This window comes from Kistimonas scapharcae (genome assembly GCF_039540975.1).
Taxonomy (GTDB): Bacteria; Pseudomonadota; Gammaproteobacteria; order Pseudomonadales; family Endozoicomonadaceae; genus Kistimonas; species Kistimonas scapharcae.
Window position 1 is genome coordinate 21,545 of record NZ_BAABFL010000476.1, and the last position, 25,599, is coordinate 47,143.

At 51.4% G+C, this 25,599-nt stretch carries 23 protein-coding genes; 4 read left to right on the forward strand and 19 right to left on the reverse strand.

The window, feature by feature from the left end; genetic code table 11:
• Positions 1 to 71 precede the first annotated feature (71 nt).
• The 17 genes from ABD892_RS25045 to gyrA all read right to left on the reverse strand — a co-directional run bounded on the left by ABD892_RS25045 (position 72) and on the right by gyrA (position 19,577).
• Positions 72 to 464 carry a sugar 3,4-ketoisomerase gene (locus ABD892_RS25045; RefSeq protein WP_345199040.1) on the reverse strand — a complete coding sequence of 131 codons (393 nt, stop codon included), beginning with the start codon at positions 462 to 464 and terminating at the stop codon, positions 72 to 74.
• A complete protein-coding gene (rfbA, locus tag ABD892_RS25050; RefSeq protein ID WP_345199041.1) occupies positions 464 to 1,336 on the reverse strand; it encodes a glucose-1-phosphate thymidylyltransferase RfbA in 873 nt (290 codons plus the stop codon). The genes ABD892_RS25045 and rfbA overlap by 1 nt, the downstream gene beginning before the upstream one ends.
• Before the next feature lie 2 nt (positions 1,337 to 1,338).
• The gene (rfbB, locus tag ABD892_RS25055) at positions 1,339 to 2,415 is read right to left on the reverse strand and encodes a dTDP-glucose 4,6-dehydratase (protein WP_345199042.1); all 1,077 of its coding nucleotides are present in this window, start codon (positions 2,413 to 2,415) and stop codon (positions 1,339 to 1,341) included.
• 16 nt (positions 2,416 to 2,431) lie between these two features.
• Positions 2,432 to 3,550: a glycosyltransferase gene (locus tag ABD892_RS25060; protein WP_345199044.1), complete on the reverse strand. Its 1,119-nt coding sequence runs from the start codon at positions 3,548 to 3,550 to the stop codon at positions 2,432 to 2,434.
• Positions 3,551 to 3,572: 22 nt separating this feature from the next.
• Positions 3,573 to 4,481, reverse strand: coding sequence for a glycosyltransferase family 2 protein (locus ABD892_RS25065; RefSeq protein WP_345199045.1), 909 nt, complete (start codon positions 4,479 to 4,481; stop codon positions 3,573 to 3,575).
• Between the two features lie 529 nt (positions 4,482 to 5,010).
• The gene (locus ABD892_RS25070) at positions 5,011 to 5,484 is read right to left on the reverse strand and encodes a transcription termination/antitermination NusG family protein (protein ID WP_345199046.1); all 474 of its coding nucleotides are present in this window, start codon (positions 5,482 to 5,484) and stop codon (positions 5,011 to 5,013) included.
• 19 nt (positions 5,485 to 5,503) lie between these two features.
• Positions 5,504 to 6,220, reverse strand: a complete 717-nt coding sequence (gene pyrF, locus ABD892_RS25075) for an orotidine-5'-phosphate decarboxylase (protein WP_345199047.1) — start codon at positions 6,218 to 6,220, stop codon at positions 5,504 to 5,506.
• Positions 6,221 to 6,383: 163 nt separating this feature from the next.
• The gene (gene lapB, locus ABD892_RS25080; RefSeq protein WP_345199049.1) at positions 6,384 to 7,559 is read right to left on the reverse strand and encodes a lipopolysaccharide assembly protein LapB; all 1,176 of its coding nucleotides are present in this window, start codon (positions 7,557 to 7,559) and stop codon (positions 6,384 to 6,386) included.
• 3 nt (positions 7,560 to 7,562) lie between these two features.
• Positions 7,563 to 7,850 (reverse strand): LapA family protein, encoded by a 288-nt coding sequence (locus ABD892_RS25085; RefSeq protein ID WP_345199050.1) that lies wholly within the window; start codon positions 7,848 to 7,850, stop codon positions 7,563 to 7,565.
• Between the two features lie 44 nt (positions 7,851 to 7,894).
• Complete coding sequence (locus ABD892_RS25090) at positions 7,895 to 8,197, reverse strand: integration host factor subunit beta (RefSeq protein WP_345199052.1); 303 nt, start codon at positions 8,195 to 8,197, stop codon at positions 7,895 to 7,897.
• 223 nt (positions 8,198 to 8,420) lie between these two features.
• Positions 8,421 to 10,100, reverse strand: coding sequence for a 30S ribosomal protein S1 (gene rpsA / locus ABD892_RS25095; RefSeq protein ID WP_345199054.1), 1,680 nt, complete (start codon positions 10,098 to 10,100; stop codon positions 8,421 to 8,423).
• A gap of 333 nt (positions 10,101 to 10,433) precedes the next feature.
• A complete protein-coding gene (cmk, locus tag ABD892_RS25100; RefSeq protein ID WP_345199082.1) occupies positions 10,434 to 11,123 on the reverse strand; it encodes a (d)CMP kinase in 690 nt (229 codons plus the stop codon).
• Positions 11,119 to 13,371 (reverse strand): bifunctional prephenate dehydrogenase/3-phosphoshikimate 1-carboxyvinyltransferase, encoded by a 2,253-nt coding sequence (locus ABD892_RS25105; protein ID WP_345199055.1) that lies wholly within the window; start codon positions 13,369 to 13,371, stop codon positions 11,119 to 11,121. The genes cmk and ABD892_RS25105 overlap by 5 nt, the downstream gene beginning before the upstream one ends.
• On the reverse strand, positions 13,361 to 14,485 hold the full coding sequence (gene hisC / locus ABD892_RS25110) for a histidinol-phosphate transaminase (protein WP_345199084.1): 1,125 nt from the start codon (positions 14,483 to 14,485) through the stop codon (positions 13,361 to 13,363). Before hisC ends, ABD892_RS25105 begins: the two co-directional genes overlap by 11 nt.
• Positions 14,486 to 14,537: 52 nt before the next feature.
• Entirely contained in the window at positions 14,538 to 15,632 is a 1,095-nt protein-coding gene (gene pheA / locus ABD892_RS25115) for a prephenate dehydratase (protein WP_345199057.1), read from the reverse strand.
• A 74-nt stretch (positions 15,633 to 15,706) separates the two neighbouring features.
• Positions 15,707 to 16,789 carry a 3-phosphoserine/phosphohydroxythreonine transaminase gene (gene serC / locus ABD892_RS25120; protein ID WP_345199058.1) on the reverse strand — a complete coding sequence of 361 codons (1,083 nt, stop codon included), beginning with the start codon at positions 16,787 to 16,789 and terminating at the stop codon, positions 15,707 to 15,709.
• 184 nt (positions 16,790 to 16,973) lie between these two features.
• On the reverse strand, positions 16,974 to 19,577 hold the full coding sequence (gyrA, locus tag ABD892_RS25125; protein ID WP_345199059.1) for a DNA gyrase subunit A: 2,604 nt from the start codon (positions 19,575 to 19,577) through the stop codon (positions 16,974 to 16,976).
• 512 nt (positions 19,578 to 20,089) lie between these two features.
• Between gyrA and ABD892_RS25130 the strand changes: the two genes are divergently transcribed.
• The 4 genes from ABD892_RS25130 (at position 20,090) to ABD892_RS25145 (ending at position 23,811) form a co-directional block, all read left to right on the forward strand.
• A complete protein-coding gene (locus tag ABD892_RS25130; protein ID WP_345199060.1) occupies positions 20,090 to 21,433 on the forward strand; it encodes a TRZ/ATZ family hydrolase in 1,344 nt (447 codons plus the stop codon).
• An 11-nt stretch (positions 21,434 to 21,444) separates the two neighbouring features.
• Positions 21,445 to 22,164, forward strand: a complete 720-nt coding sequence (gene ubiG, locus ABD892_RS25135) for a bifunctional 2-polyprenyl-6-hydroxyphenol methylase/3-demethylubiquinol 3-O-methyltransferase UbiG (RefSeq protein ID WP_345199061.1) — start codon at positions 21,445 to 21,447, stop codon at positions 22,162 to 22,164.
• A gap of 85 nt (positions 22,165 to 22,249) precedes the next feature.
• Positions 22,250 to 22,966, forward strand: coding sequence for an HAD family hydrolase (locus tag ABD892_RS25140; RefSeq protein WP_345199062.1), 717 nt, complete (start codon positions 22,250 to 22,252; stop codon positions 22,964 to 22,966).
• A 62-nt stretch (positions 22,967 to 23,028) separates the two neighbouring features.
• Positions 23,029 to 23,811: a YciK family oxidoreductase gene (locus ABD892_RS25145; RefSeq protein ID WP_345199064.1), complete on the forward strand. Its 783-nt coding sequence runs from the start codon at positions 23,029 to 23,031 to the stop codon at positions 23,809 to 23,811.
• A 42-nt stretch (positions 23,812 to 23,853) separates the two neighbouring features.
• Here the strand turns inward: ABD892_RS25145 and ABD892_RS25150 are convergent, their stop codons facing one another.
• Together ABD892_RS25150 and nfi are read right to left on the reverse strand one after the other, a co-directional pair.
• Positions 23,854 to 24,708, reverse strand: a complete 855-nt coding sequence (locus ABD892_RS25150) for a nuclear transport factor 2 family protein (RefSeq protein WP_345199066.1) — start codon at positions 24,706 to 24,708, stop codon at positions 23,854 to 23,856.
• 164 nt (positions 24,709 to 24,872) lie between these two features.
• The gene (gene nfi / locus ABD892_RS25155) at positions 24,873 to 25,571 is read right to left on the reverse strand and encodes a deoxyribonuclease V (protein WP_345199067.1); all 699 of its coding nucleotides are present in this window, start codon (positions 25,569 to 25,571) and stop codon (positions 24,873 to 24,875) included.
• Between the last annotated feature and the right edge of the window lie 28 nt (positions 25,572 to 25,599).

The following is a 25,599-nucleotide window of genomic DNA, read 5'->3' on the forward strand; positions in this document are numbered from 1 at the left end:
AAAAAAATATATATACTGAACTTCAATAATGAACAGTCATTACGCTTATGTAATGACACTAAAACATTCTTCTAACCTAGCAAGTCAACAAACTCATCATAATCACGAATGTAATCATCTTCTTTATAATGGTCACTTGCCAATACCATCAGAACGCAATCGTCAGTAAAATCATACATCTCGTGCCATACCATTTTATTGATTAACACCCCTTTATTTGGTGTTTCGAGACGTAGTATTTCTTTTTTGTTACCGTCATCTAAGAGAAATGTACAAGCACCTTTCACACAGACTGCTAGTTGTTGCAATTCGTGATGCGCATGATAACCTCGCCTAACTTTTTCAGCTGTGCCGTATATATAATAGACGCGCTTAATCCCAAATGGGATATCTTTTTCAGCTTCAATAGCAACTAAAGCACCGCGGTTGTCTTTAATTTCTTTAAACACCAACGAATCTTTCATCAAACAGCGGCTCCAACAAGATTAAGAAGATACTGTCCATAACTAGTTTTATTCAATATCTTACTCTGATCAATCAATTGCTGGGCGCTCAACCACCCATTGTTAAATGCAATCTCTTCAAGACAGGCCACTTTAAGTCCCTGACGATGTTCTATTGTCTGAACAAAGTGTCCTGCTTCAAGTAATGCATCATGAGTGCCCGTATCAAGCCATGCGAATCCACGTCCCAACAACTCCACATGAAGTTGCCCTGCTTCAAGATACATCCGATTCAGGTCAGTAATTTCCAATTCACCACGAGCCGATGGTTTCACTTCGCGACATAAATCGATTACTTCATTATCGTAAAAATACAAGCCTGTGACAGCATAGGAAGATTTAGGCGATACTGGTTTTTCTTCTATGGATGTCGCACGACCTGATTCATCAAAAGCAACAACACCAAAACGTTCTGGATCTTTAACACGGTAACCAAATACTGTTGCACCGTCTTCCCGACTAGCCGCCTCTTGAAGTTTTGGCGTAAATCCCTGTCCATAGAAGATGTTATCACCTAACACTAAACATACACGATCATTACCAATGAAGCTCCGGCCAATGGTAAAAGCCTGTACAAGCCCTTTGGGCTCTGGCTGTATGGCATAGGTCAGATTAATGCCAAACTGGCTGCCGTCACCCAGTACATTATAAAAATGAACCTGATCATCAGGTGTGGTGATGACAAGAATATCTTGTATACCCGCCAGCATAAGTACTGATAGCGGATAATAAATCATCGGTTTGTCGTAAACCGGTAATAACTGTTTAGAAACCCCACGGGTAATTGGATGAAGCCGGGTTCCACTGCCGCCGGCAAGAATGATTCCTTTCATTGTTATTCACCCACTCCTAATCGTTCCCGCTGATAGCTGCCATCTTGTACATGACGACACCACTCAAGATTATCGAGATACCACTTCACGGTTTTTCGGATGCCCGTTTCAAAGGATTCTTCCGGTACCCAGCCCAGTGCTTTCTGGATTTTGCTTGCATCAATTGCATAACGTCTGTCATGCCCGGGACGGTCAGAAACAAACGTAATCAAATCGCTGTACCGCTTAAGCCCGTCAGGCTTCTTAGGCGCTAACTCTTCCAGCAATTCACAAATCGTTTTGACGACATCGATATTACGCTTTTCGTTATGACCACCGATGTTATAGGTTTCACCAGCTTTACCTTCCGTTAAAACGGTATACAGCGCCCTGGCATGATCCTCTACATATAGCCAGTCTCTTATTTGTTGCCCCTGCCCGTAGACAGGCAAATCTTTACCTTCAAGAGCATTTAAGATAACCAGCGGAATCAGCTTCTCCGGAAAATGATACGGACCGTAGTTATTTGAGCAATTTGTCAGTACTACAGGAAGACCATAGGTTCTATACCAGGAGCGCACTAAATGGTCAGAACTGGCTTTGCTAGCAGAATATGGTGAGCTAGGTGCATACGATGTCGTTTCACTAAAGAGATCAGTATCGTTCTCAAGATCACCATACACTTCGTCTGTCGAAATATGATGAAAACGAAACTGACCTTTTTCAGCATCATGCAGCGTATTCCAATAGTCACGTGCGGCCTCAAGTAACACATAAGTGCCTACGATGTTGGTCTGAATAAAAGCCGCAGGCCCATCGATAGAACGGTCAACATGGCTTTCTGCTGCCAAATGCATAATAGCACCAGGCTTAAATTCTCTGATGACTTTCATCATTGAGTCGTTATCACAAATATCAGCTTTAACAAAGTGATAACGTGAATGGCTGGCTACAGATTTGAGTGATTCAAGATTACCCGCATAGGTCAGCTTATCGACATTAACAACGGTATGCTCTGTCTCATTAATCAGGTAACGAACGACCGCCGATCCAATAAAACCGGCTCCACCTGTCACAAGGATCGTATTTCTTTCTTTCATAGTAAGCGACAAACTGTCAAACCTGCTCAATCAATTGCCTGTAGTGGCGTCTGTAATCTTCAATCGCATGATTCGCCTGCAGGTATTTCAGATGCGCTTCTCCCGACTGCGTAATCTGTTCCGGTGACATCTGAAGATAACTTTCCATAACCTGGGCTAATGACTCGACGTTTTCAGGCTTAGCTAACTTTCCAACCTTTTCAATCACTGGACGAATAGAGGGAATATCACTACCAATTGTAGGAAGAGCACCACTCATCGCTTCTAACAGTGAAATGGGCATGCCTTCACTGAGCGAAGGCAATACAAACACATCAAATGCTCTGACATATTGCAGCGCATTGTCTTTCCAGCCAACCAGTTTGACGACATCATTCAATTGATGCTCATCAATCTGCTTTTGAAGCGTCTGATCCAGACGTCCACCACCAATAATCACAACCTGCATCGCAGGGTATTTATCTTTAAGCATTCTGGCGGCATCAATCAGATACTTATGCCCTTTGACCGGCACCAGTCTACCAATCGTTCCGAATACAAAACGTTGAGGATCAATTGACAACATCTCACGCGCTTTTTCCCGCGAATGCTGTACGTCATGTGCACGCTGAATATCAATGGCATTATTAATAACCAGCGTATTCTGATCATTCAGACTATGGCAATGTTTTACTAAGTCATTTTTTACTGCTTCAGAAACACCAATGAAACGCCAGTTATTTCTCAGCAAACGATTAACGACCTTCTGACGATAGCGACGATCAAAGTCACCAATACCATGCGTCACACTGATGCACAAACGGAATGACAAAAACCGGTTCAATAAGAGAAACAAATGGGTTGGTTTAAATCGATGACATATCACTACATCGAACTGGTAGCTTTTACAGAAACGATAAAGACGATAAAGAGCGAGGTACCGCTGTAATCCTTTCAGTTGTTTGCTACTGAAATCAAAATACACGGATTTGTCAGCAGCACTAACCTGGTCATCTGGGCGAGGCTTTTTCTTTAAAAAAGCCGTTGTAATGTCAACGTGATCTCTATCCAACCCTTTTATGATTTGCTCAGCAAGATCAGATTCATTGACATTAAAATTATTCTGAATTTGCAGAATACGCAGTTTTGACGTCATTAATGAGATTCAATCAGTTAGATCAGGCAACCAACAGACGGATAGCCTTTTTGGTATACGAAAATTTAAAGAGTGCACGCCAGTCATAGCGAAGCGCTTCGCGATAATACTTTAGCGCAGCTTCCTTTTGACCTGCGAGGTAAAACGTTCTGAATAACGATAAGCAGCGCTGCCCCGCATAAACACGCTTGTATTTTTGGAGATGGGCCGGGATATGGTCTTCACGGAAAACCTCCTCAACCAGGCGCGTGCCAATATCGTCAGCATATATCAGGTTGTGTCTGAGGCTATCAGCGTGCTTGTAAATACGATTGATGGGCTTATCAAGTGCAGCACTTTCAAAATTGGTCAGCGCATAGGCAAATACTGGAATATCCTCAGAGTTTCTAAACTGCTCTGGGTAAAGACAACGCTGGAATATACTCCTGTGCATAGCTGTCGCACCATTGGACGGTGTGATTGTCTTTTTCAACAGATAGCCTGCAAGACGTGCTTCAGGATCTGCCGGTAACACTTTCACGCCACGGTAGCGCTCACTACCATCCGTATCAGCGACCATGTGCCCGCCGACAATCAAACGTACGGACTCATGTTCAACAATAAAGCGCCGCAACTCTGCCAGTGCATCAGGCATTAACTCATCGTCGGCATCAAGAAAAATTAGCCAGTCACCGGTTGTATTAGTGATTCCATAGTTTCTCACTGCAGCAGGGCCTGAGTTCTCCCTGGATACAGCATTAAACCTTGCCGGATATAACGCTTTCAAACGCTCAATGACTGCGCTCGTATCATCCGTAGAACCATCATCAACAATCAGCACCTCATAATCGTTTCCCGGTTGTTGCAGAACGGATTCCAGGGCCCGTGGCAGGCTCTCTGCGTAGTTATAGGCGGGTATGACTACGCTAAACAAACGTTCCTCAGTTTTCATTCGTTTACATCTAGCTTGAGCATTTTACGACTCTGTGACTCACTCAGAGCAGTGATATCAGCAGATTAAACACAAATCCCAGACACGCTACCGCCCGCCAACTTCATATCGCACCTGTCGGAACTGCGGCCTGCTTTATGTCGAGAATTAGTTTTACCTGCTTACGCTCACTCCTGTACACCTGTGGTGACTGTTGCTGCCTGATTGATTACGAGATATGGAGTATTGGCTGGGTGTTGTAGAAACTACCGCATAAACGTATTAGTAGATGACTGACAGGACTTCGCACTTCACCCACCCGTTATAGCCAAAACAGAAAAGATAGGTGAATTCTACGTGGTCACGAACGAGATGCAATCTTGACTTTTAGCATCTGCTAACTTTTTGAAAGTATGAAAGAATTGATACCCATGAAACGACTACCAGACTAGAGCAATCGTCGGAAAACGCATGCCAATAAGCGAATAATTACACTGAAAAAGTGTCAATACACGAGCAAGCTTTGCGCTGAAGGCGCTCTCAAAATATTTCAGCTTTGCTTACGAAGATTATCAGTGCGAACAACCATTCGCTGCTCACGGTTTAACACATTGAGCAGGACAACACTACGCTCTTCACCGCGCTCACACAGGTATACCGCCTGAATTTCAGAAAATGGGCCATCAGCAAACCCCACTATTTGGCCCTCCACGAATGCAGGACAGCCCTTTAGGCTTTCCTCCTGATGACGAACCCCTTCAAGCAACTCTTCAGGTACTTTTGCAAACTCATCACCGAAGCGAACAAACGTCATAACACCACGTGTCGACCGCACCTTGCCATAGTCAGGATTATCTTCAAATGCTTCATGCTGGAGAAAGACATATCCAGGGAACAAAGGTTCTATTCTGGCTTTCTTCTTCTGCAGCATTGGGCAATAAGCGGTAAAACCCTGCCGCTCAAGATGTTCAACAGCCCGCAGCTCCTGCCGGGGCTTGCTACGCAGCAAATACCACTCATCCATAAGAGTTTTTCCCTGTTGCTCAGTTCAGGCTGGCGATAATCGTCTCCAGCACGTTAACCGGTTCTGCAGCCTGCGTAATCGGCCGACCAATGACCAGGTAATCACTGCCATTCTGCACAGCTTGAGCCGGCGTTACAATACGACGCTGATCATTTACATCGGAATTTTCCGGGCGAATACCGGGCGTCACCAGCTTGATATTTATACCATGGGACTGCTTGAGCATTGCCGCTTCCTGAGCCGAGCACACAACACCATCCATACCGCTATCTACTGATAAAGCAGCGAGATGACGCACCATCTCTGCAGCACCGGACTTGTAGCCAATTTCGAGCAACTCTTCATCGCTCATACTGGTGAGCACGGTAACCGCAATCAACAATGGCGAGCGATCAAGCTGAAGCCGCTCAAGCTCTTCTCGGCAAGCTTCCATCATACGACGGCCACCTGAAGCATGCACATTCACCATCCATACCCCCAACCTGGCTGCAGCGGCAACCGCCTTACTGGTTGTATTGGGGATATCATGGAATTTCAGATCAAGAAAAACATCAAATCCTTTACTCTGCAACGCTTCAACAACGGAAGGCCCTGCACAGGTGAACAGCTCCTTACCCACTTTTACACGACACATCGCAGGATCCAGCCTATCCGCCATGGCAAGCGCCGACGCAGCCTCAGGAAAATCAAGCGCGACAATGACAGGGGAAGAACAATGTGAAGTGGTTGAAATCATGAGTAATGCGATCTCTCAGAAATGAGCACAGCTGGGGCAAAATTCTGAACGAGTATACAGCATGAAAAATTACAATGCATCTTGCTGACCAAGTAGAGCAATGCTCAAAACAACCAAACAAGTCGTCACGCTGCACACAAACCCATCACCAAAATCGGTTAACTTATTCCCCTTCAATACCCATGATTGGCTCAGTGGTGCCCCACTGATGACACCGAGGGCATCGCCAGTGAAGTGTTTTTCCATCGAAACCACACTGCGTACAACGATACACAGGCTTACTTTCAAGAAGGCGACCCGTTAACTCTCGCAGCAACATAAGGTTTTGTCGCGGACGACCTTCCGTATTTTCAATATTGAGGTCAATCAGTGCATTCAAACCTTTTAGCGAAGGACGCTTAACGATTTGTTCAGCAATAAACCTCCCCGCTTCCTTATCCCCCTGTTGCCGCGCAATCAGCCTGGCAGAAGCCAACACAACTGCCGCAGAAGGATACTCACGCAGGCACTTTCCGAGATATACCGACAATCCACGACTGGACCACAGCGCCTCAAAACAGCGCTCAAGCAATGGAATACTTTCTGAGATAAACAGGGGATTTTGTTGATAGATACGCTGTAAAACACGCGCAGATTCGCGATAACTTTTCAACGAACACTCAAGACTACCAAGAATTAATGTCGCCCGCACATTATCCCGATCCCGCGCAAAGGCCAGACGAAGATTCTTTCGTGCAGTCAACACATCATTGCCTTCAAGCGCCGCTTCCGCCAGCTCGCAGTGGTAATGCGCTAACTGATGCTGATAGAGATGGCTATCAACACCTTGGGCCTGATGAATGACATCAATCGCCTTCTGCCACTCTTTCTCCTGCTCATAGACCGACAATAGCAATTGGACAGACTCATCCGCTCCCGACCAGGGCGTTTTCAGCATATCCTCAAGCAATGACTCACCGCGATCCAGCAAACCAGCTTTAATGTAATCATGCGCCAACTCCAGCTGAACGCGAAGCGACTGCTCATGGGTGAGACTTGGCCTGGCCAGAAGGTCTTGATGCGCCTGAATCGCTTTTTCGATCTCACCACGACGGCGGAATAAGCGCCCAAGCACAATGTAGGTATCGATTGTATCAGCGTTAATTTCCAGCGCTTTTATGAACGACTCAATCGCCTCATCGGTCTGCTCATTCAACAGGTAATTAAGACCGACAAAGTATTCGCTATTGAGCGATCCTTCCTGCCGTTGGCGTTGCGACTGCCTGCGTTGACGATATCCCAGGAAAAAGCCAGCTGCGATGGATACCATTATTAGCGCCAGCAAAAGGGGGTCAAACATGGATCAGCTCAACCCTTTCAGCGCATTCATTCTCAGTTTTTTGACCTCCGTCTCAAGCTGCTCATTTTTACGCTTCAAAAGCACATGCCTGACACGAAAGCGCGCCACCATGATCATGCCAGAAAAGACACCAACAACGCCGCCCAGCAAAAAAACAGTAATAACAACCGCCGAGAGAGAAGCTGGCGCCAAGGGGTAACCCAGGATAGTCAATGTGACCTCAACCGGATTTTCCAGCACAAAAGAAAAAAGCAGGAAAAACAGCGCTATAGCCAGAACAGACCACAGCAATAGACACACCCACCTGATGACCATGTTATTACATACCCGAATTATTACCGGCCAACACCGTCCAGTGCAGCCTGATTCACCCGCTCACGCAACTCTTTGCCGGGTTTAAAATGAGGAACATATTTACCGGAAAGCGCGACAGTTTCACCCGTTTTGGGATTCCTGCCCTTTCTCGGCGCACGATAATGGAGAGAGAAGCTGCCGAATCCGCGTATTTCTATTCGCGCCCCCGATGATAATGAGCCAGACAATTGATCAATAATGGCCTTTACCGCCAACTCAACATCCTTGAGCATCAACTGATCCTGCGCCTCAGCTATACGCTCTATCAATTCCGATCGTGTCATAGTGTGCTTCCCTCATCACGGTAGGTTACCGCGCCCCCATGCCTCCCGTACCGGACGAAGCGTATACACAATTCACACGCCTGATAATTCACTGCCCGGAACCCTGTGAGCCTAAAATTCTAAGCTAGCCAATTCCCCTTCGATAATCAAGCAACTTATTGATAAGCATAAAAAAACCGCCGGTAAGACCGGCGGTTTTTTTACAGCAATTCAGTCGTAAGACTTACTTGCCTTCCATCTGCGCCTTAATCAGGTCACCGATGGTGGTTGGGCCAGCGGCAGGCTCTTCCTGCTTACCGCGAAGCTCCTTCATGGCAGCCTTTTCGTCAGCTTCGTCTTTCGCCTTGATGGACAGGCTGATGACGCGGCTCTTACGATCAATGCTGATGATACGAGCTTCGATCTCTTCGCCTTCCTTCAGCACGTTAGTGGCGTCTTCAACGCGGTCACGACTGATTTCAGAAGCCTTCAGAGTACCTTCGATCTCTTCACCCAGCTCTACGATAGCTGCCTTGGCGCTCACTTCCTTCACGGTACCCTTGACGATAGTGCCCTTGGGGTTAGTGTCGGCATACATGGCAAACGGATCAGAATCCAGCTGCTTGATGCCCAGTGAGATACGTTCACGCTCTGCATCGATAGACAGAACAACGGCTTCTACTTCTTCGCCCTTCTTGTAGTTGCGAACTGCTTCTTCGCCGCCTTCGTTCCAGCTGATGTCAGACAGGTGAACCAGACCGTCGATACCACCTTCCAGACCGATAAAGATACCAAAATCGGTGATGGACTTGATGTTACCCTTGATCTTGTCGCCCTTGTTATGCTGACCGGAGAACTCTTCCCATGGGTTAGCTTTGCACTGCTTGACACCCAGGGAGATACGACGACGCTCTTCGTCGATATCCAGCACCATAACTTCAACTTCATCACCCAGGGAAACGACTTTGCTCGGGTGAATGTTCTTGTTGGTCCAGTCCATTTCAGACACGTGAACCAGACCTTCAACGCCTTCTTCCAGCTCAACGAAGCAGCCGTAGTCAGTCAGGTTGGTCACGTGACCGGATACACGGGTACCTTCAGGGAAGCGGTTCTTGATGGCGATCCACGGATCTTCACCCAGCTGCTTCAGACCCAGGGATACACGGTTACGCTCACGGTCGAACTTCAGAACCTTGACGTTGATCTCGTCACCAACGTTGACGATTTCGCTCGGATGCTTGATACGCTTCCACGCCATGTCAGTAATGTGCAGCAGACCGTCAACACCACCCAGGTCAACGAACGCGCCGTAGTCGGTCAGGTTCTTAACGATACCCTTGACTTCCAGACCTTCCTGCAGGGTGCCCAGCAGAGCATCACGCTCAGCACTGTTTTCAGCTTCCAGAACGGCACGACGGGAAACAACCACGTTGTTGCGCTTCTGATCCAGCTTGATAACCTTGAAGTCCAGCTCTTTGCCTTCCAGGTGCGCAGTGTCGCGAACCGGACGAACATCAACCAGAGAACCAGGCAGGAACGCACGAATAGTGCTGACGTCAACAGTGAAGCCACCCTTGACCTTGCCGCTGATAATGCCCTTGACCACATCATTGGCTTCAAAGGCTTTCTCAAGCTCTTTCCAGGATTCGGCGCGCTTGGCCTTCTCACGGGACAGCTTGGTTTCACCGAAACCGTCTTCGACTGCATCCAGAGCTACCTGAACAGTGTCGCCCACCTGAATGGTCAGCTCACCGTTCTCAGCGCGGAACTGCTCCACAGGGATAACACCCTCGGATTTCAGACCAGCGTGAACGATAACCCAGTCGCCATCAATATCAACCACGATACCATCGATGATGGAACCAGGCTTCATTTCAATCTCTTTCAGACTCTCTTCGAAGAGGTCGGCAAAGCATTCAGTCATTGTCATTCCTGTTAAAGATGTCAAACGAAACAGAGCAACGCGGCCTGAACTGGACCAAAACGTTGATGATTTCGCATGATTCCCACCGCACCACCAGCCTGTACGGGTTAATCATCACAAAGGGGTTACAGTCCGTCACTGGCTGTACGACCTGCAACAGGATAAGGCTCCTGCCACTTTTCCGGTCGTCGAGACCATCACCCCACCTTGCCTCAGCAAACAGCTGCTACCTACTTTACGTTATGCCGCACATCAGAACTGCATGGCACAACTATAAGACTACAAGGCTTATAGCTATCTACTGATGCATAATTCGAATATAGGTGCCGATTTTCAGATCACTGCGTTACGACGCATGGTATCCAGCACTTTATCCAGCACTTCCTGTATTGTCAGTTTAGTGCTGTCTATGATAATCGCATCATCAGCGGGCTTGAGCGGCGCAACTGCGCGGTTGCTATCCTGATCGTCCCGCGCCTTTATATCGGCTAAAAGGCGGTCAAGACTAACATCTACCCCCTGGGCTTGCAACTGCTCAAAACGACGCCTTGCACGCTCCTCAGTGCTGGCGGTCAAGTAGAATTTGATGTTCGCATCATCAAACACCACCGTGCCCATATCCCGGCCATCAGCCACCAGGCCTGGCATTTCCGCAAAGGCCCGCTGCCTTGACAGCAGCGCCCTGCGCACTTCCGGAAGCGTAGCAATCTTGGACGCCCAGGCACCCACTTCCTCGGTACGGATCGTATTTTCCACATGCTCACCTTCGAGCACAATGCCACCCTTCGAGGAATCATCGCAGCCGGCAAGGAACTGCACATCCAAATGGGCTGCCAGCACTTTCAGGGATTCTTCGTCCTCCAGACTGACGCCGTGATTCACAGCCGCCAACGCCGTCAAACGATACAGTGCACCACTATCCAGAAGGTGCCAGCCCAACTCATGGGCCAGCAAACGGGCAAGCGTTCCCTTACCGGATCCTCCCGGACCATCAATGGTTACAACAGGAACATTGTTTTCAATCACGTCTGATCTTCTCAATCACTTTAAGTCTGAAGCCAACCGAATCGGCCAGCTCCACAAAATTGGGGAATGATGTGGCAACATTGCTGCAATCCTTGATGATAATCTCATCACTGGCACGCAACGCCGCCACCGCAAACGCCATGGCAATACGGTGGTCACCATGACTGTCGATGGTTGCGCCACCCATGTCACCACCCAGAATTTCAATACCATCCGGCAATGGCCGGGCATCAACACCCAGCGCCTGCAATCCATCCGCCATGGACTGGATTCTGTCACTCTCCTTGACCCGCAACTCCTCTGCACCACGCAACAACGTTTTCCCTTCTGCACAGGCTGCTGCGACAAACAGCACGGGGAACTCGTCAATAGCGAGCGGCACCAATTCCTGTGGTATTTCAATCCCTTTAAGCTGGGCAGAGCGCACCCGGATATCTGCCACCGGCTCGCCACCGACCGTCTGCTCATTGTCGAGGGTGATATCCGCCCCCATCAGGCGCAGGATATCAATAACGCCGGTGCGGGTCGGATTAATCCCCACATGCTTCAGCAACACATCGGAATCCGGCGCAATACTCGCTGCCACCATAAAAAACGCCGCTGAAGATATATCTGCAGGAATATCAATGGTCGTTGCTGTCAGTGAACCTCCACCGGAAAGGGCAGCATGATTAGCCTCAACAGCCACAGGATAACCAAAACCCGACAGCATACGCTCGGTATGGTCGCGGGTCACGCCCGGCTCTGTTACGGACGTTTCACCTTCGGCATAGAGACCCGCCAACAACAAACACGATTTAACCTGTGCAGAAGCCATCGGCATGGGGTAAGACACGCCCTTGAGCGAACGGCCACCATGGATCTTCAAAGGAGGACGCCCTTCCGGCATGGTCTCAATCTCCGCCCCCATATCCCGCAGAGGGTCAACCACTCGACCCATAGGCCGCTTTGACAGAGACTCATCACCGGTCAACTCAACATCAAACCTCTGAGCCGCCATCAACCCTGCCATGAGTCGCATCGCGGTACCGGCATTGCCCAGGTAAAGCGGGCCGGCCGGCTGCTTCAGCCCGTACAACCCGACACCATAAATAATGACACGCCCATTGTGCGGACCTTCAATGACCACACCCATATCGCGAAACGCCTGCAGCGTCGCCAGCGCATCCTCACCTTCAAGAAAACCATCAACTTCCGTGACGCCCTGCGCAAGGGCACCCAACATGATGGACCGGTGGGAAATCGATTTATCGCCTGGCACACGAATATCGCCGCGTACGGAACCGCCCGGCTGGGCCACATAGGTCAACTGGCTGTTTGTCATGGGTTTCAGATACGCCTGATTTTCCAGCATGCTGGTAAAATGCTCCCGCGCCGCCCTGGCCCGGGTGAAAATACCCCGCATGGTTTGACTGTCACCGCTTGAAACGGCTTGATACAAAGTGTCCAGACCCTCCCGAAACGCATCCAGCGCCTCCAGCACAGCCTGGCGATTGGCCTGAAAAACATCATGCCACATGGTGGGATCACTGGCGGCAATCCGGGTAAAATCCCTGAAACCGCCGGCCGCATAACGAAAGATATCCTGGTTATCCTTCTCACCCGCAAGGGTGTCCACCAAAGAGAATGCTAATAAATGCGGCAAATGACTGGTTTTTGCCAGTACTTCATCATGATGAGCGACATCCATATGAAGCACATCGGCACCACAGGCTGCCCATAATCCGGTTACACGATTAATTGCCTTTTCAGCACTTTGTTCCGTCGGCGTCAGGATAACTTTGTGGGCCTCAAACAGATCAGGATTCGCCGCCAGAACCCCACTGCGCTCTGAACCCGCGATAGGATGACCTGGCACCAGATTTTCAGGCAAGCGTCCAAAAGCATTCCGGGCACTCTCTAAGACAATCTGCTTACAACTACCTACATCAGTAATAACTTTGCGGGACCAGTCGACCTCAAGACCGACCAACTCTTTCAGCAGTGACCCGATACCAAGAATGGGAACCGCCAACACCAGAATATCAGCCTCATCAACCGCCAGCTCCAGAGAGTCTGGATAGCTATCAATGATGCCCCGCTCCAGCGCAATGGCCAGCGATTGCCGATCACGATCCCAGGCAAGCACACGATGACACGCATGGCGCTGTTTCAGCGCGGCGGCCAGGGAGCCACCAATCATCCCCAGCCCGATCACCAGTACCGTACTGTCCGATAGGAGCGGCAGCGAGGGTTTATCCGCCATCGGCGATCTCCTTCAGGACCGCACTCAGGGCATCCAGAAACTGCTGATTCTCGGCCTCTGTACCTACAGACACCCGCAGATGGCTCGGCATACCGTAAGCAGCAATCGGACGTACGATCACACCACGCTGCAACAAACGATCAAAGATACCATTCGCATTGCCGCCGGTATCAAATGTGATGAAGTTACCAATGGAGGGAATCCACACCAAACCCAAACCGGACAGTCCAGCCTCCAGCTGACGCAGGCCTTCAGCATTCACTTGCCGGGAACGCGCAAGATACGCATCATCTTCCAGAACGGCAAGCGCAGCCTCCATAGCCACACTGTTCACATTGAACGGCTGACGGATACGATTCAGCACATTGGTAATTGCTGCACCGGCCACCGCATAGCCAATCCGCAACCCAGCAAGCCCGTATAGCTTGGAAAATGTACGTGTCACCACCAGATTCGGATAACGCTCCAGCCAGAGCAGCCCATTGGGATACTCCACCTCATCGACATATTCGCAGTAAGCCTCGTCGAGAACGACGATGATATGCTCAGGCACACTATCCAAAAACGCCTGCAACGCATCGCGCTTCAGCCAGGTACCTGTCGGATTATTAGGATTGGCAATAAAGATAACGCGGGTTTTGTCGCTGATTCGGCCCGCCATGGCAGCCAGGTCATGCCCCCAGTCCTGAGCCGGAGCAACAACTGGGACACCACCCACACCCAGGGTCACAATGGGATATACCGCAAAGGCATGCTCGGAGAAAATGACCTCATCACCCGGCGCCACATAAGCTCTGGCCACAAGCTCCAGAACATCATTGGAACCATTACCCAGCGTAAAACACTCCGCCGCAACACCATACTTGGCTGACAGCGCCGCTTTCAACGCGAAGCCATTACCATCCGGATAGCGGGCCAAATCACCCACAGCCCGAGCCATCGCATCCACCGCTCTCTGTGAAGGACCCAACGGATTTTCATTGCTCGCCAGCTTCACAATTGCGCTTTCTTCAAGCCCCAACTCCCTGGCGACTTCACTGACCGGCTTTCCCGGCTGATACGGTTGCAGCCCCTGAACCCCGGGATTTGCCAGCGCTATGTAATCACACCCCATCTCTGTTTTTACTCCCACTATTGCGAGCCTGACAGGCCCGTCACCAGGTAATTTACAGAACCCCTTTGGGGTATGAACCCAGCACCTTCAACTCTGATGCAAATGCCTCAACTTCCTTGAGCACATACTGCACCTTCGGATCATCCCGGTGGCCGGTAAAATCAATGAAGAAGACATAATTCCAGGCGCCCGAACGCGACGGACGACTTTCGATCCGGGTCAGGTCAATGTCATAGCAGTGAAAGGGCGCCAGCAACCTGTGGAGACTACCCGGCTGATTGCGCATAGAGACAACGATAGAGGTTTTATCTTCATTACTGGCTGGCACATCCTGGTTGCCAATAATCAGGAAGCGGGTGGAGTTATCCGGCTCATCTTCGATCTTTTCCGCGACTTTTTTCAGCCCATACAGCTCGCAGGCCATATCACCGGCAATCGCTGCCGAGTTCCACTCACCCTTGACCCTACGCGCGGCTTCCGCATTACTGCTGACAGCCACTTTCTCCACCATGGGCCAGTGAGAATCCAGCCATTTGCGGCATTGTGCCAGCGACTGGGCATGGGAATAGACCCGAGTGATTTTTTCCTCACGGGTATTTTCCCCAACCAGGAGATGCTGATGGATTCGCAACACCACCTCGCCACAAATGCGCATCGAAGAATGAATAAAGGAATCCAGGGTATGGCTGACCACGCCTTCCGATGAGTTCTCTACCGGTACTACACCATAATTAACCGCACCCGATTCCACTTCCCGGAACACTTCATCGATAGCCGCCATGGGCACACTGACCGCAGAATGCCCGAAATGCTTCAGCGCCGCCTGCTGGGTAAAGGTTCCCTCAGGCCCAAGGTAGGCAACCCGTACTGGCTCTTCAAGGGCAAGACAGGCCGACATAATTTCACGAAACAGCCTCGCCATTTCTTCATCATCCAGAGGACCATCATTGCGTGACATGATCCGACGCAATACCTGAGCCTCACGCTCCGGGCGATAGAAAAAAGCATCGGTGGCACCTGCCGCTTCCTTGACCCTGGCAACTTCCTGGGCCACTGCCGCACGGGCACTGATCAACTCCAGAATCTTGCCATCAATACTGTCGATTTTATCCCGAAGCCCTTTCAGGTCTTTTTCCTGGTCCGCCATTTTGATCACCCGTTATCTGTTATCACTCGCCAAACAGCCATGCGTAGAAGACAGGCTTTTTATGAAGAACACAATCACCCGTAGCGTCGCTCAAAGTCGGCCATAAAGGCAACCAGCGCATCAACCGCCGCCTCAGGCACTGCATTGTAGATGCTGGCGCGCATGCCGCCGACAACCCGGTGCCCCTTGAGATTCAACAAGCCTGCATCTGCGGACTCACTCAGAAACGTGCTATTAAGGGCATCATCTGCCAAACGGAACGGCACATTCATGATGGACCGGTAGGCAGTCTCAATCGGGTTGCTGTAAAAATCACTGCCATCAATGGCCGCATACAACTTGCCAGCCTTGCGCTGATTCAATGCCTGAATGGCTTTCAGACCGCCCTGACGTTTTAGCCACTGAAAAACCAGTCCAGACAGATACCAGGCAAAGGTTGGCGGCGTATTAAGCATGGAGTCATTATCCGAAACCAACTGGTAGTTCTGGAGCGACGGGCAGGCATCCGAGGCAAAACCCATCAAATCTTCACGCACAATCACCAGCGTAATACCCGCAGGGCCGATATTTTTTTGCGCACCGGCATAGATCAGACCAAAACGGCTGATATCCAGTGGTTCGGAAAGAATAGATGAGGACATATCCGCCACCAGCGGAACATCACCCGTATCCGGAATATCGACAAAGGCCAATCCGCCAATGGTTTCATTCGGTGTGTAGTGGACGTAGGCAGCGTCTGTCGACAAACGCCACCGTGAAGCGTCGGGCACCGTTGTATAGTTGGCATCTGCACTACTGCCAGCAACATTTACCTGACAATAACGAGAGGCTTCTTTGATCGCTTTGGAAGACCAGTGTCCGGTATCAAGGTAATCTGCCGACATCCGCTTACCCAGCAGATTGAGTGGCACAGTCGCAAACTGCGCGGTTGCCCCACCCTGCATAAAGAGGACGCGGTAGTTATCAGGAATGGCCAGCAGATCACGCAGATCCTGCTCCGCCTGGGCAGCCACCGCCATAAACTCCGGGTTCCGGTGACTGGTCTCCATGACCGAAATGCCACGCCCCTGCCAGTCCAGCATCTCATCGCGGGCTTGCTCAAGGACTTCAGTGGGTAATGCGGCGGGACCCGCACAGAAATTAAAGGCTCTTGTCATGACGGCACTGCCTGTTGTTCACCGTTTTGGCACTTCTATCGCTAATTCCCGTTAGACAGGGAATCATCGGAAAAGTTTGCTCGTTTGGCTCGATTTTCGTTTTTATTGCAATTCTGCATTGTTTACGTCATCGATATAAGCGACAGGCTGTACCGGTTATGGTGACAGCCTGCCTGAATGACGCTTAACTTTCCGTTGCAGCTTCCGCTTCAGCATCCGGTTCCTGGATACCATCATCCACCAGCACAGACTCGTCCTCCTCTGGCTCATCCACCCGCTCCACACCCACAAGGCGCTCACCGGCAGAGAGACGAATCAGACGAACCCCCTGGGTATTGCGGCTCATCACGGAAATTTCCTCAACCCGTGTACGCACCAACGTACCGTGGTCGGAAATCAGCATGATTTCATCGCCGCCAGACACCTGCACCGCACCGACCATCTGACCATTACGGTCATTGCACTGCATGGCGATAACACCCTGACCTCCACGACCTGTCAGACGGAAGTCATTGACGACAGAACGTTTGCCGTAACCATTTTCACTGGCAGTGAGGATGTGTGCGTCATCATCCGGAATAATCAGAGAGATTACGTGCTGATCATCCGCCAGACGCATACCTCGGACACCACGGGCGGTTCGTCCCATGGCACGCACATCGGTTTCCTTGAAACGAATCGCCTTACCGCTATTGCTGAGCATCATGACATCTCGATCACCATCAGTGATCGCAGCACCGACCAGCATATCGTCTTCATTCAATTCAAGAGCAATCAGACCGGAAGAGCGCGGACGCGAGAACTGTTCCAACGGTACCTTCTTGACCGTACCACGCAGGGTGGCCATGAAGACGTAATGCCCTTCGGTAAACGCCTCAACCGGCAGCATGGCCGTGATCTTTTCACCTTCCGCCAACGGCAGGATATTCACCACCGGACGACCACGGGACGTACGGCCTGCCTGGGGAATCTCATACACCTTCAGCCAGTACACCTTACCCTTGCTGGAGAACAGCAAGATACGGGTATGGGTATTGGCAACCAGCATATGCTCAACGAAATCTTCTTCCTTGACCGATGCCGCCGATTTACCACGACCACCACGACGCTGAGCCTGATATTCCGCCAACGGTGTAGTTTTGGCATAACCCGCGTGGGACAGGGTGACCACCATGTCCTCTTCAGTAATCAGGTCTTCAACGGTCAGATCGCGACGGGAACTGGTGATCTCCGTACGACGTTCGTCACCAAATTCTGCAACGACTTTCTGCAACTCTTCACGGATAACGCTCATAAGACGCGCCGGATCCGCCAGAATCAGACTGAGTTCAGCAATCCTGACCAGCAATTCCTGATACTCATTGAGCAGTTTTTCATGCTCAAGGCCTGTCAGTCGGTGCAGTTTCATCTCCAGGATGGCATGTGCCTGCGCAGGTGACAGGTGGTAAAGATTTCCCTGAACACCATACACAGACGGCAGATCATCAGGACGACAGGCGTTTTCTCCTGCACGCTCAAGCATTTTCTGCACATAACCTGCGTCCCAACCTTTAGCCATCAGACGCTCACGCGCCTCCTGAGCGGTCGGCGAATCCTTGATCATCTGGATGATCGGATCAATATTCGACAGGGCAACCGCAAGACCTTCCAGCAAATGCCCACGCTCACGAGCCTTACGGAGCTCATAGACGGTACGACGAGTGACCACTTCGCGGCGATGCCGGACAAACGCTTCCAGCAATTCTTTCAGGTTCAGCGTTTTCGGCCGACCGTCCACCAACGCAACCACGTTGATGCCAAATACATTTTCAAGCTGGGTTTGGGCATACAGATTGTTCAGTACAACCTCACCCACTTCACCCCGGCGCAATTCGATAACAACCCGCAAACCATCCTTGTCGGATTCATCACGAATCTCGGAAATACCTTCAATCTTGCGTTCCTTCACCAACTCGGCAATCTTCTCGATCAAACGCGCCTTGTTCACCTGGTAAGGAATTTCGTGAATGATAATGACCTGACGCTTACGCTTGGGATCATCCACCACTTCCGCTCTGGAACGGATATAAATACGACCACGACCGGTGCGATAAGCCTGAAGAATCCCTGCTTTACCATTAATAATGGCGCCGGTTGGAAAATCCGGACCGGGAATATAGGTCATCAGATCATCAACCGTGAGGTCGGGATTATCAATCAACGCCAGGCAACCGTTGATCACTTCGGTCAGGTTATGCGGCGGAATATTAGTCGCCATGCCGACGGCAATACCGGCAGAGCCGTTGACCAGAAGATTGGGGATACGGGTCGGCATGACCGCCGGGATCTGTTCCGTGCCATCATAGTTGGGCACATAGTCCACGGTTTCCTTGTCCAGATCAGACAGCAACTCGTGGGAGAGCTTGTCCATGCGTATTTCGGTGTAACGCATGGCTGCCGCCGAGTCACCATCAATGGAACCGAAGTTACCCTGACCATCTACCAGGGTATAACGCATGGAGAAATCCTGGGCCATGCGCACAATGGTTTCATAGACCGCCGAGTCACCATGGGGATGGTATTTACCGATGACATCACCGACGATACGCGCGGACTTCTTGTAAGGTTTGTTCCAGTCGTTGCCCAGCTCGCTCATGGCAAACAGCACACGGCGGTGCACGGGCTTGAGGCCGTCACGGACATCAGGCAAGGCACGCCCGACGATTACACTCATGGCATAATCGAGATACGACTGTTTCAGCTCGTCTTCGATATTGACCGGAAGAATTTCGTTCGCAGTATCCACCATAAACGCCCAATATTCCTTGCTACAGATGACCCGCCGGAAAGATCCTGTCCCCTGAGGAAAGAGGCCAGGACAACAGGCGCAAACGAACCCCTTGTCCGGTTGCTGCCCGGCTTATACCGGACAAACCTGCCTGATCGACCAACGGTATCGGGAAGTTATGCAACTGCCAGTGCCCGAAAGACTGCTGACGAACATAAACGGCTATCAGTTCGCCTGAACACCGACAACTTCCAATGATTTGATAAACTTTGGCATGATACCACAGGCTGTTTACTGCATCACCAAAAATACCGGCCTAAATCTGCCTATATGGCACCGGAATGATTGGCCATACCCCCTCCCACTCCTGCCATCACATCACCATCAGCACACGCTATAACCTTGAGACCCACAAATAGACAGATATATCCATAAAAAGGGTTTCCGACGGTCACGCCTGCCCAAGAAATACGATATGATGCAGCCAAATAGCAGAAAGACTGCACGACAATACTGCCTGACAGGATTCCCTGATGACACAGAACGCCGCAAACAGCATCAAGCAGGTCGATACCCTGATCCACGCCCGCTGGGTTATTCCGGTCAATACCAACCGTGACATACTGGAACATCACAGCCTGGCGATTCAGGGCGACAGCATCATCGACATCCTGCCAACCACGGATGTCGATGGTCGCTACCAGGCTTCACAGGAACACAACCTGGACCGTCACGCCCTGATACCAGGCTTCATCAATGCCCACGGTCATGCCGCCATGTCACTGTTCCGTGGACTGGCTGACGACCTGCCGCTGATGGACTGGCTGAACAACCATATCTGGCCCGCCGAAGGCCGCTGGGTTAGCGAAGAATTTGTCCATGACGGTACCCGGTTGTCCATCGCAGAAATGATCCGCTGTGGCACCACCACCTACAGCGATAACTATTTCTATCCTGACGCCTCCGCAAGCGCTGCCAATAATGCCGGCATGCGGGCCCAGATTGTCTTCCCCATCCTGGACTTCCCCACCACATGGGGCAAAGATGCTGACGACTACATCGAAAAAGGCCTGGCGACACACGACAAGTTCCGTAACCACTCACTGGTTCGGGTTGGCTTTGGACCCCACGCCCCCTACACCGTCAGCGACGAGCCCCTGAAGAAAATTGCGACTCTCGCGGAACAGCTCGACCTGCCGGTCCAGATGCACATCCACGAAAGCGCTGACGAAATCAATCAGGCAATGGAAAAGGATGGTCGCCGCCCAATCCAACGTCTGGCCGACATTGGCTTCCTGTCACCACGCCTGCAGTGCGTCCACATGACCCAGATGAACGAAGCGGATTACCAGCTGATTGCCCGCAACGGTTGCCACGTGGTGCACTGCCCGGAATCCAACCTCAAGCTGGCCAGCGGTTTTATGCCTCTCGACAGAATGCAGCAGGAAGGCATCAACGTCGCCCTGGGCACCGACGGCTGCGCCAGCAACAACGACCTGGATATGCTGGGTGAAATGCGCACTGCCGCCCTGCTGGCTAAAGCCGTAGGCCATAACGCCACAGCTCTCAGCGCCCATGAGGCCCTGGCGGCAGCCACCATCAACGGCGCCCGCGCCATGGGCATTGAGGATCAGGTGGGCTCACTGGAAAACGGTAAGCTGGCCGATATAGCAGCATTCGCGCTGGATGACATCGAAAACTATCCGCTCTATAACCCGGTTTCCCAACTGGTGTACACCGCCACCCGCAACCAGGCAACCCATGTCTGGGTCAATGGCCGCCTACTAATGGACAACCGTCGCCTGACCACGCTGGATGGACCATTCCTGATTGAAAACGCCCGCCAGTGGCAGAAAAAGATCTCCGAACGCGCATAAGGGGCCAATGCATGACCGAGGAACGCTACAACGCCAACGTCGACCGCGATGAAATCGCCAAGTTCGAAGCCCTGGCCAGCCGCTGGTGGGATCGTGAAAGCGAGTTCAAACCGCTGCACGCGATCAATCCACTGCGCCTCAACTACATCGACGAGAAGGTTGGCCTAGCCGGAAAAAACGTTCTGGATGTCGGCTGCGGCGGCGGCATCCTCAGCGAATCAATGGCTCAGCGGGGCGCCATTGTAACCGGTATCGACATGGGTGAAGCCCCGCTCGCCGTTGCCCGTTTACATAGTCTGGAAACCGGCGTGGAAGTCAATTATCAACAGATCACAGCGGAACAGCTGGCCGACGAACAACCCGGCAGCTTTGATGTGGTGACCTGCCTGGAGATGCTGGAACACGTTCCTGACCCGGGCAAGGTCATCGACGCCTGTGCACGACTGGTCAAGCCGGGAGGACATGTGTTCTTTGCCACCCTCAACCGAACCCCAAAATCGTGGCTCTTTGCCATTGTCGGTGCTGAATACATCCTGAAACTGCTCTCCAAGGGAACACACGAGCACGATAAATTTATTCGCCCGCATGAGCTTGCGGGCTGGTGTCGCAGCGCCGGACTTGATATAAGACATATGACAGGTATGGTCTACAACCCGTTGACCACGGTTTACCGGCTAAAAGAGCAGGATCTGGACGTCAACTATCTCGTCCACACCAGCAAGCAGCCATAAAACGGTCAGCACCCGAACGCATAAAACGATAAACGATGGGCTTTCAGCCAGACCACTGCAAGCCCATCACCTATAAAGAACGAGAATGGACGAACTTCTGGATACCACCGATATCAACGCCATCCTGTTTGACCTGGATGGCACATTACTCGACACCGCCGACGACTTCATCCATGTTCTGAATGCCATGCTGGCGGAAGACAATCGCCCTGAACTACCCTCCCCCATTATCCGGGCCAACGTATCCAATGGCTCCAGGGCTATGGTGGAACTGGCCTATGGCTTGACCGAATCAGCACCGGACTTTCACGCTTACCGGAACCGTTTTCTGGAGTGCTACGCTCAGCACATTGAGGACCAGCAGCGCCACTCTACGCCGTCACTGTATACCGGTATTCCCGCACTGCTGACCGCGATAGAAGCCCACAATCTGCCCTGGGGCATTGTCACCAACAAGCCCCGCTACCTGGCTGAGCCGATACTGGAACAGTTGCAACTGAGTCGACGTAGCAGTGTCCTGGTGTGTCCGGATGATGTCCGTCGCAGTAAACCTGATCCTGAGTCATTGTGGCTGGCCTGTGAGCAGCTGGATTGTGAAGCCAGTCGCTGCATTTATATCGGGGATCACAAGCGGGACATTGACGCAGGACGCAGCGCCGGCATGACCACTATCGCCGCCTTGTACGGATTCATCCCGGATACGGACAATCCGCAGGACTGGGAAGCAGACTACAATGCAGAACAACCCGACCACATACTTGAGTGGTTGGATGACAACCGCTGGCGGCTCCCGCACCAATGAGCTCCCCAACCCACCCGTAAGCTTTGACACGTTTTCAAACCATTGCACGCAGTCAGAACACCATGTCACAACAGCCTAGCAACAATAAAGAAACTACCACGCCCGCCAACCGCTATGAGGCACCACAGAACCTTCTGCAGGACAAAGTCATTCTGGTGACCGGTGCCGGTGATGGCATCGGCAAGGCCGCTGCTCTGGCATTCGCCCGCCACGGCGCCACCGTCATCCTGCTGGGCCGCACGACGGAAAAACTTGAAGCAGTTTATGACATCATCGAAGAAAACGGCTGGCCCCAGGCTGCCATCTACCCAATGAACCTGGAAGGCGCGGCCATGCATGACTATGAAACCATGGCAGCCACTATCGAGAAAGAGTTCGGACAACTTCATGGTCTTCTGCATAATGCCGGATTGCTGGGCAAACTGGGCCCCCTTTCACAATATGACCCGGATATGTGGCAGCGCATCATGCAAGTGAATGTCAATGCTGAATTCATGATGACCCAGGTACTCCTGCCGATCATGCGGGAATCCGGCCCGGCTTCCATCATTTTCACCACATCCAACGTTGGCCATAAAGGTCGCGCCAACTGGGGAGCTTATGCGGTATCCAAGTTCGCCACCGAAGGCCTGATGCAGACACTGGCAGATGAAGAAGACGGTATCAGCCAAATTCGCGTCAACTGCATCAACCCCGGTCGCGTCCGTACTGCCATGCGAGCCAGCGCCTATCCCGGGGAAGACCCGATGACACTCAAGGCGCCTGAAGAGATTATGGCAGCCTACCTGTACCTTACAGGCGATGACAGCCTGTCTATCAGCGGCCACATAATTAACGCCCAGTAATGGATTCGCCCACCGGCTGGCAGCCACCAGCCGGTTAGTAGACTAAACGTAATCAGGCACAGAAAAATGGATATGCCGAGCCCGCCAATGCCCCACCTGCTGCTCCATAACAAACGTGCACCGAACAGGGGAAACCGTTATTACTTCACCGGAAAAGAGGCACCGCTCAACCAGGGTTGCATCAGCCGAGAGACAGGCATAGGGCAAACAAACATAAGCAACAGGATTTTGAAACTGTAAATCCATCGCCCGACCCACAAAACGCTCCCGCCAATAGTCCAGAAACGCCTGACGCGAACACAGCGCAGACGCATCCGAGAGACGCCAGTACACAACATTATCATCAACGACCAGCAGATCATTCAGAGCGCGCTCAGGATCGTTTTTCCGCAGACAATCAGAGCAACGCTGCAACCAGGATAGCAACACCTCAAGCTGGCCTCCCGATGCACGACAGGAGGCAAACTGCGAAACAGCACCACGCGCCGGAATCGGCTGGCTGGGCCTTCTCCCCTCACCACAAGGCAACGACCAGTGACCATGTCGTATCAACCAGCTCCCATGATGCTTCTCAAGATACCAGGTTACCCGCACCCCCTTTAAATGGCTTACCTCACCACTGCGATAACAGATCGTTTCGTCAAACACATAGGTAAGACAAACCACCTGCTCATTACCAAACCACCATTTATCCCGCATCCCCTCCAGCGAACGCGTCTCTATCGACTCAAACCTGTCTGACGCCTCACGCGAAAGGGCATCAAGTGTCATATAGTTATCATCAGGTCCCAAAGCCCAACCAGTAATATCATCGGGCGCATTTACTTCGAGCACCCCCTCCACAGAACCTTCTTCACAGGCACGATTAAATTGTCGGATAAAATCATCAATAGTCATTATCAATTCACTCCAGACACGGCAGTCGTCGGGGGGAATAGAGAGGATAGACGCCCGATTCCATTTATGTCTGAAGATGAGTAACGTGTGAGGTTAAAATGATCCAATACAGCAGGCATACCGGTTTATTATGTTTATTCATCAATAGCCTAAGCAGCCTCTACTCATAACCGCTTCATAAACGAAGGACGCCTGGAGGCAATCCCATCCGCCCACCGGATCGGTTCAGGCAAACGACACCCTCGTGTCGCTTCACCGACCAGCTGCTCAGCCGTATCAAGATCAACCTTATGACCAATAGAGACGTAGACCGGCTTGACATGTGCACGCGTTCTTAAAACACGACCAATACACTCCCCACGATCCAGAAGTGGCGTGCTGGCACCCTCATAATCATCCAGCTCAACATGCTCACCGCAAAGTCGGGACTTCCCTACACCAATAGTCGGCAAACCTGACAACAAGCCAAAATGACTGGCAACACCAAACCGGCGCGGATGTGCGATACCCTGTCCGTCACAGAACACCAGATCAGGCATCACTGACAACTGACCCAAGGCTTTAAGCAATGCAGGGCATTCACGAAAAGAGAGCAACCCGGGGATATAGGGCATGGTCGTCGGCAGCCGGGCTACCGCATATTCAATCAAAAACAGAGTGGGCCATTGCAACACTGCAATGACCGCCCGGGTAATGGCACCTCGCTCTTCAAACCCAACATCAGCACCCGCCACACACTGAAGGGAAGACCACCGGTTTTCACGAATCACACAAGCGGAAAGGCGGGTCTGAAGGCTACGAGCTGCCGACACATCCCCAGTCCACTTGAAAGCCTGCTCATCACTACCACAAAGAATTGTCATTGATATGTCCCGACCAGCCCCTGCTATC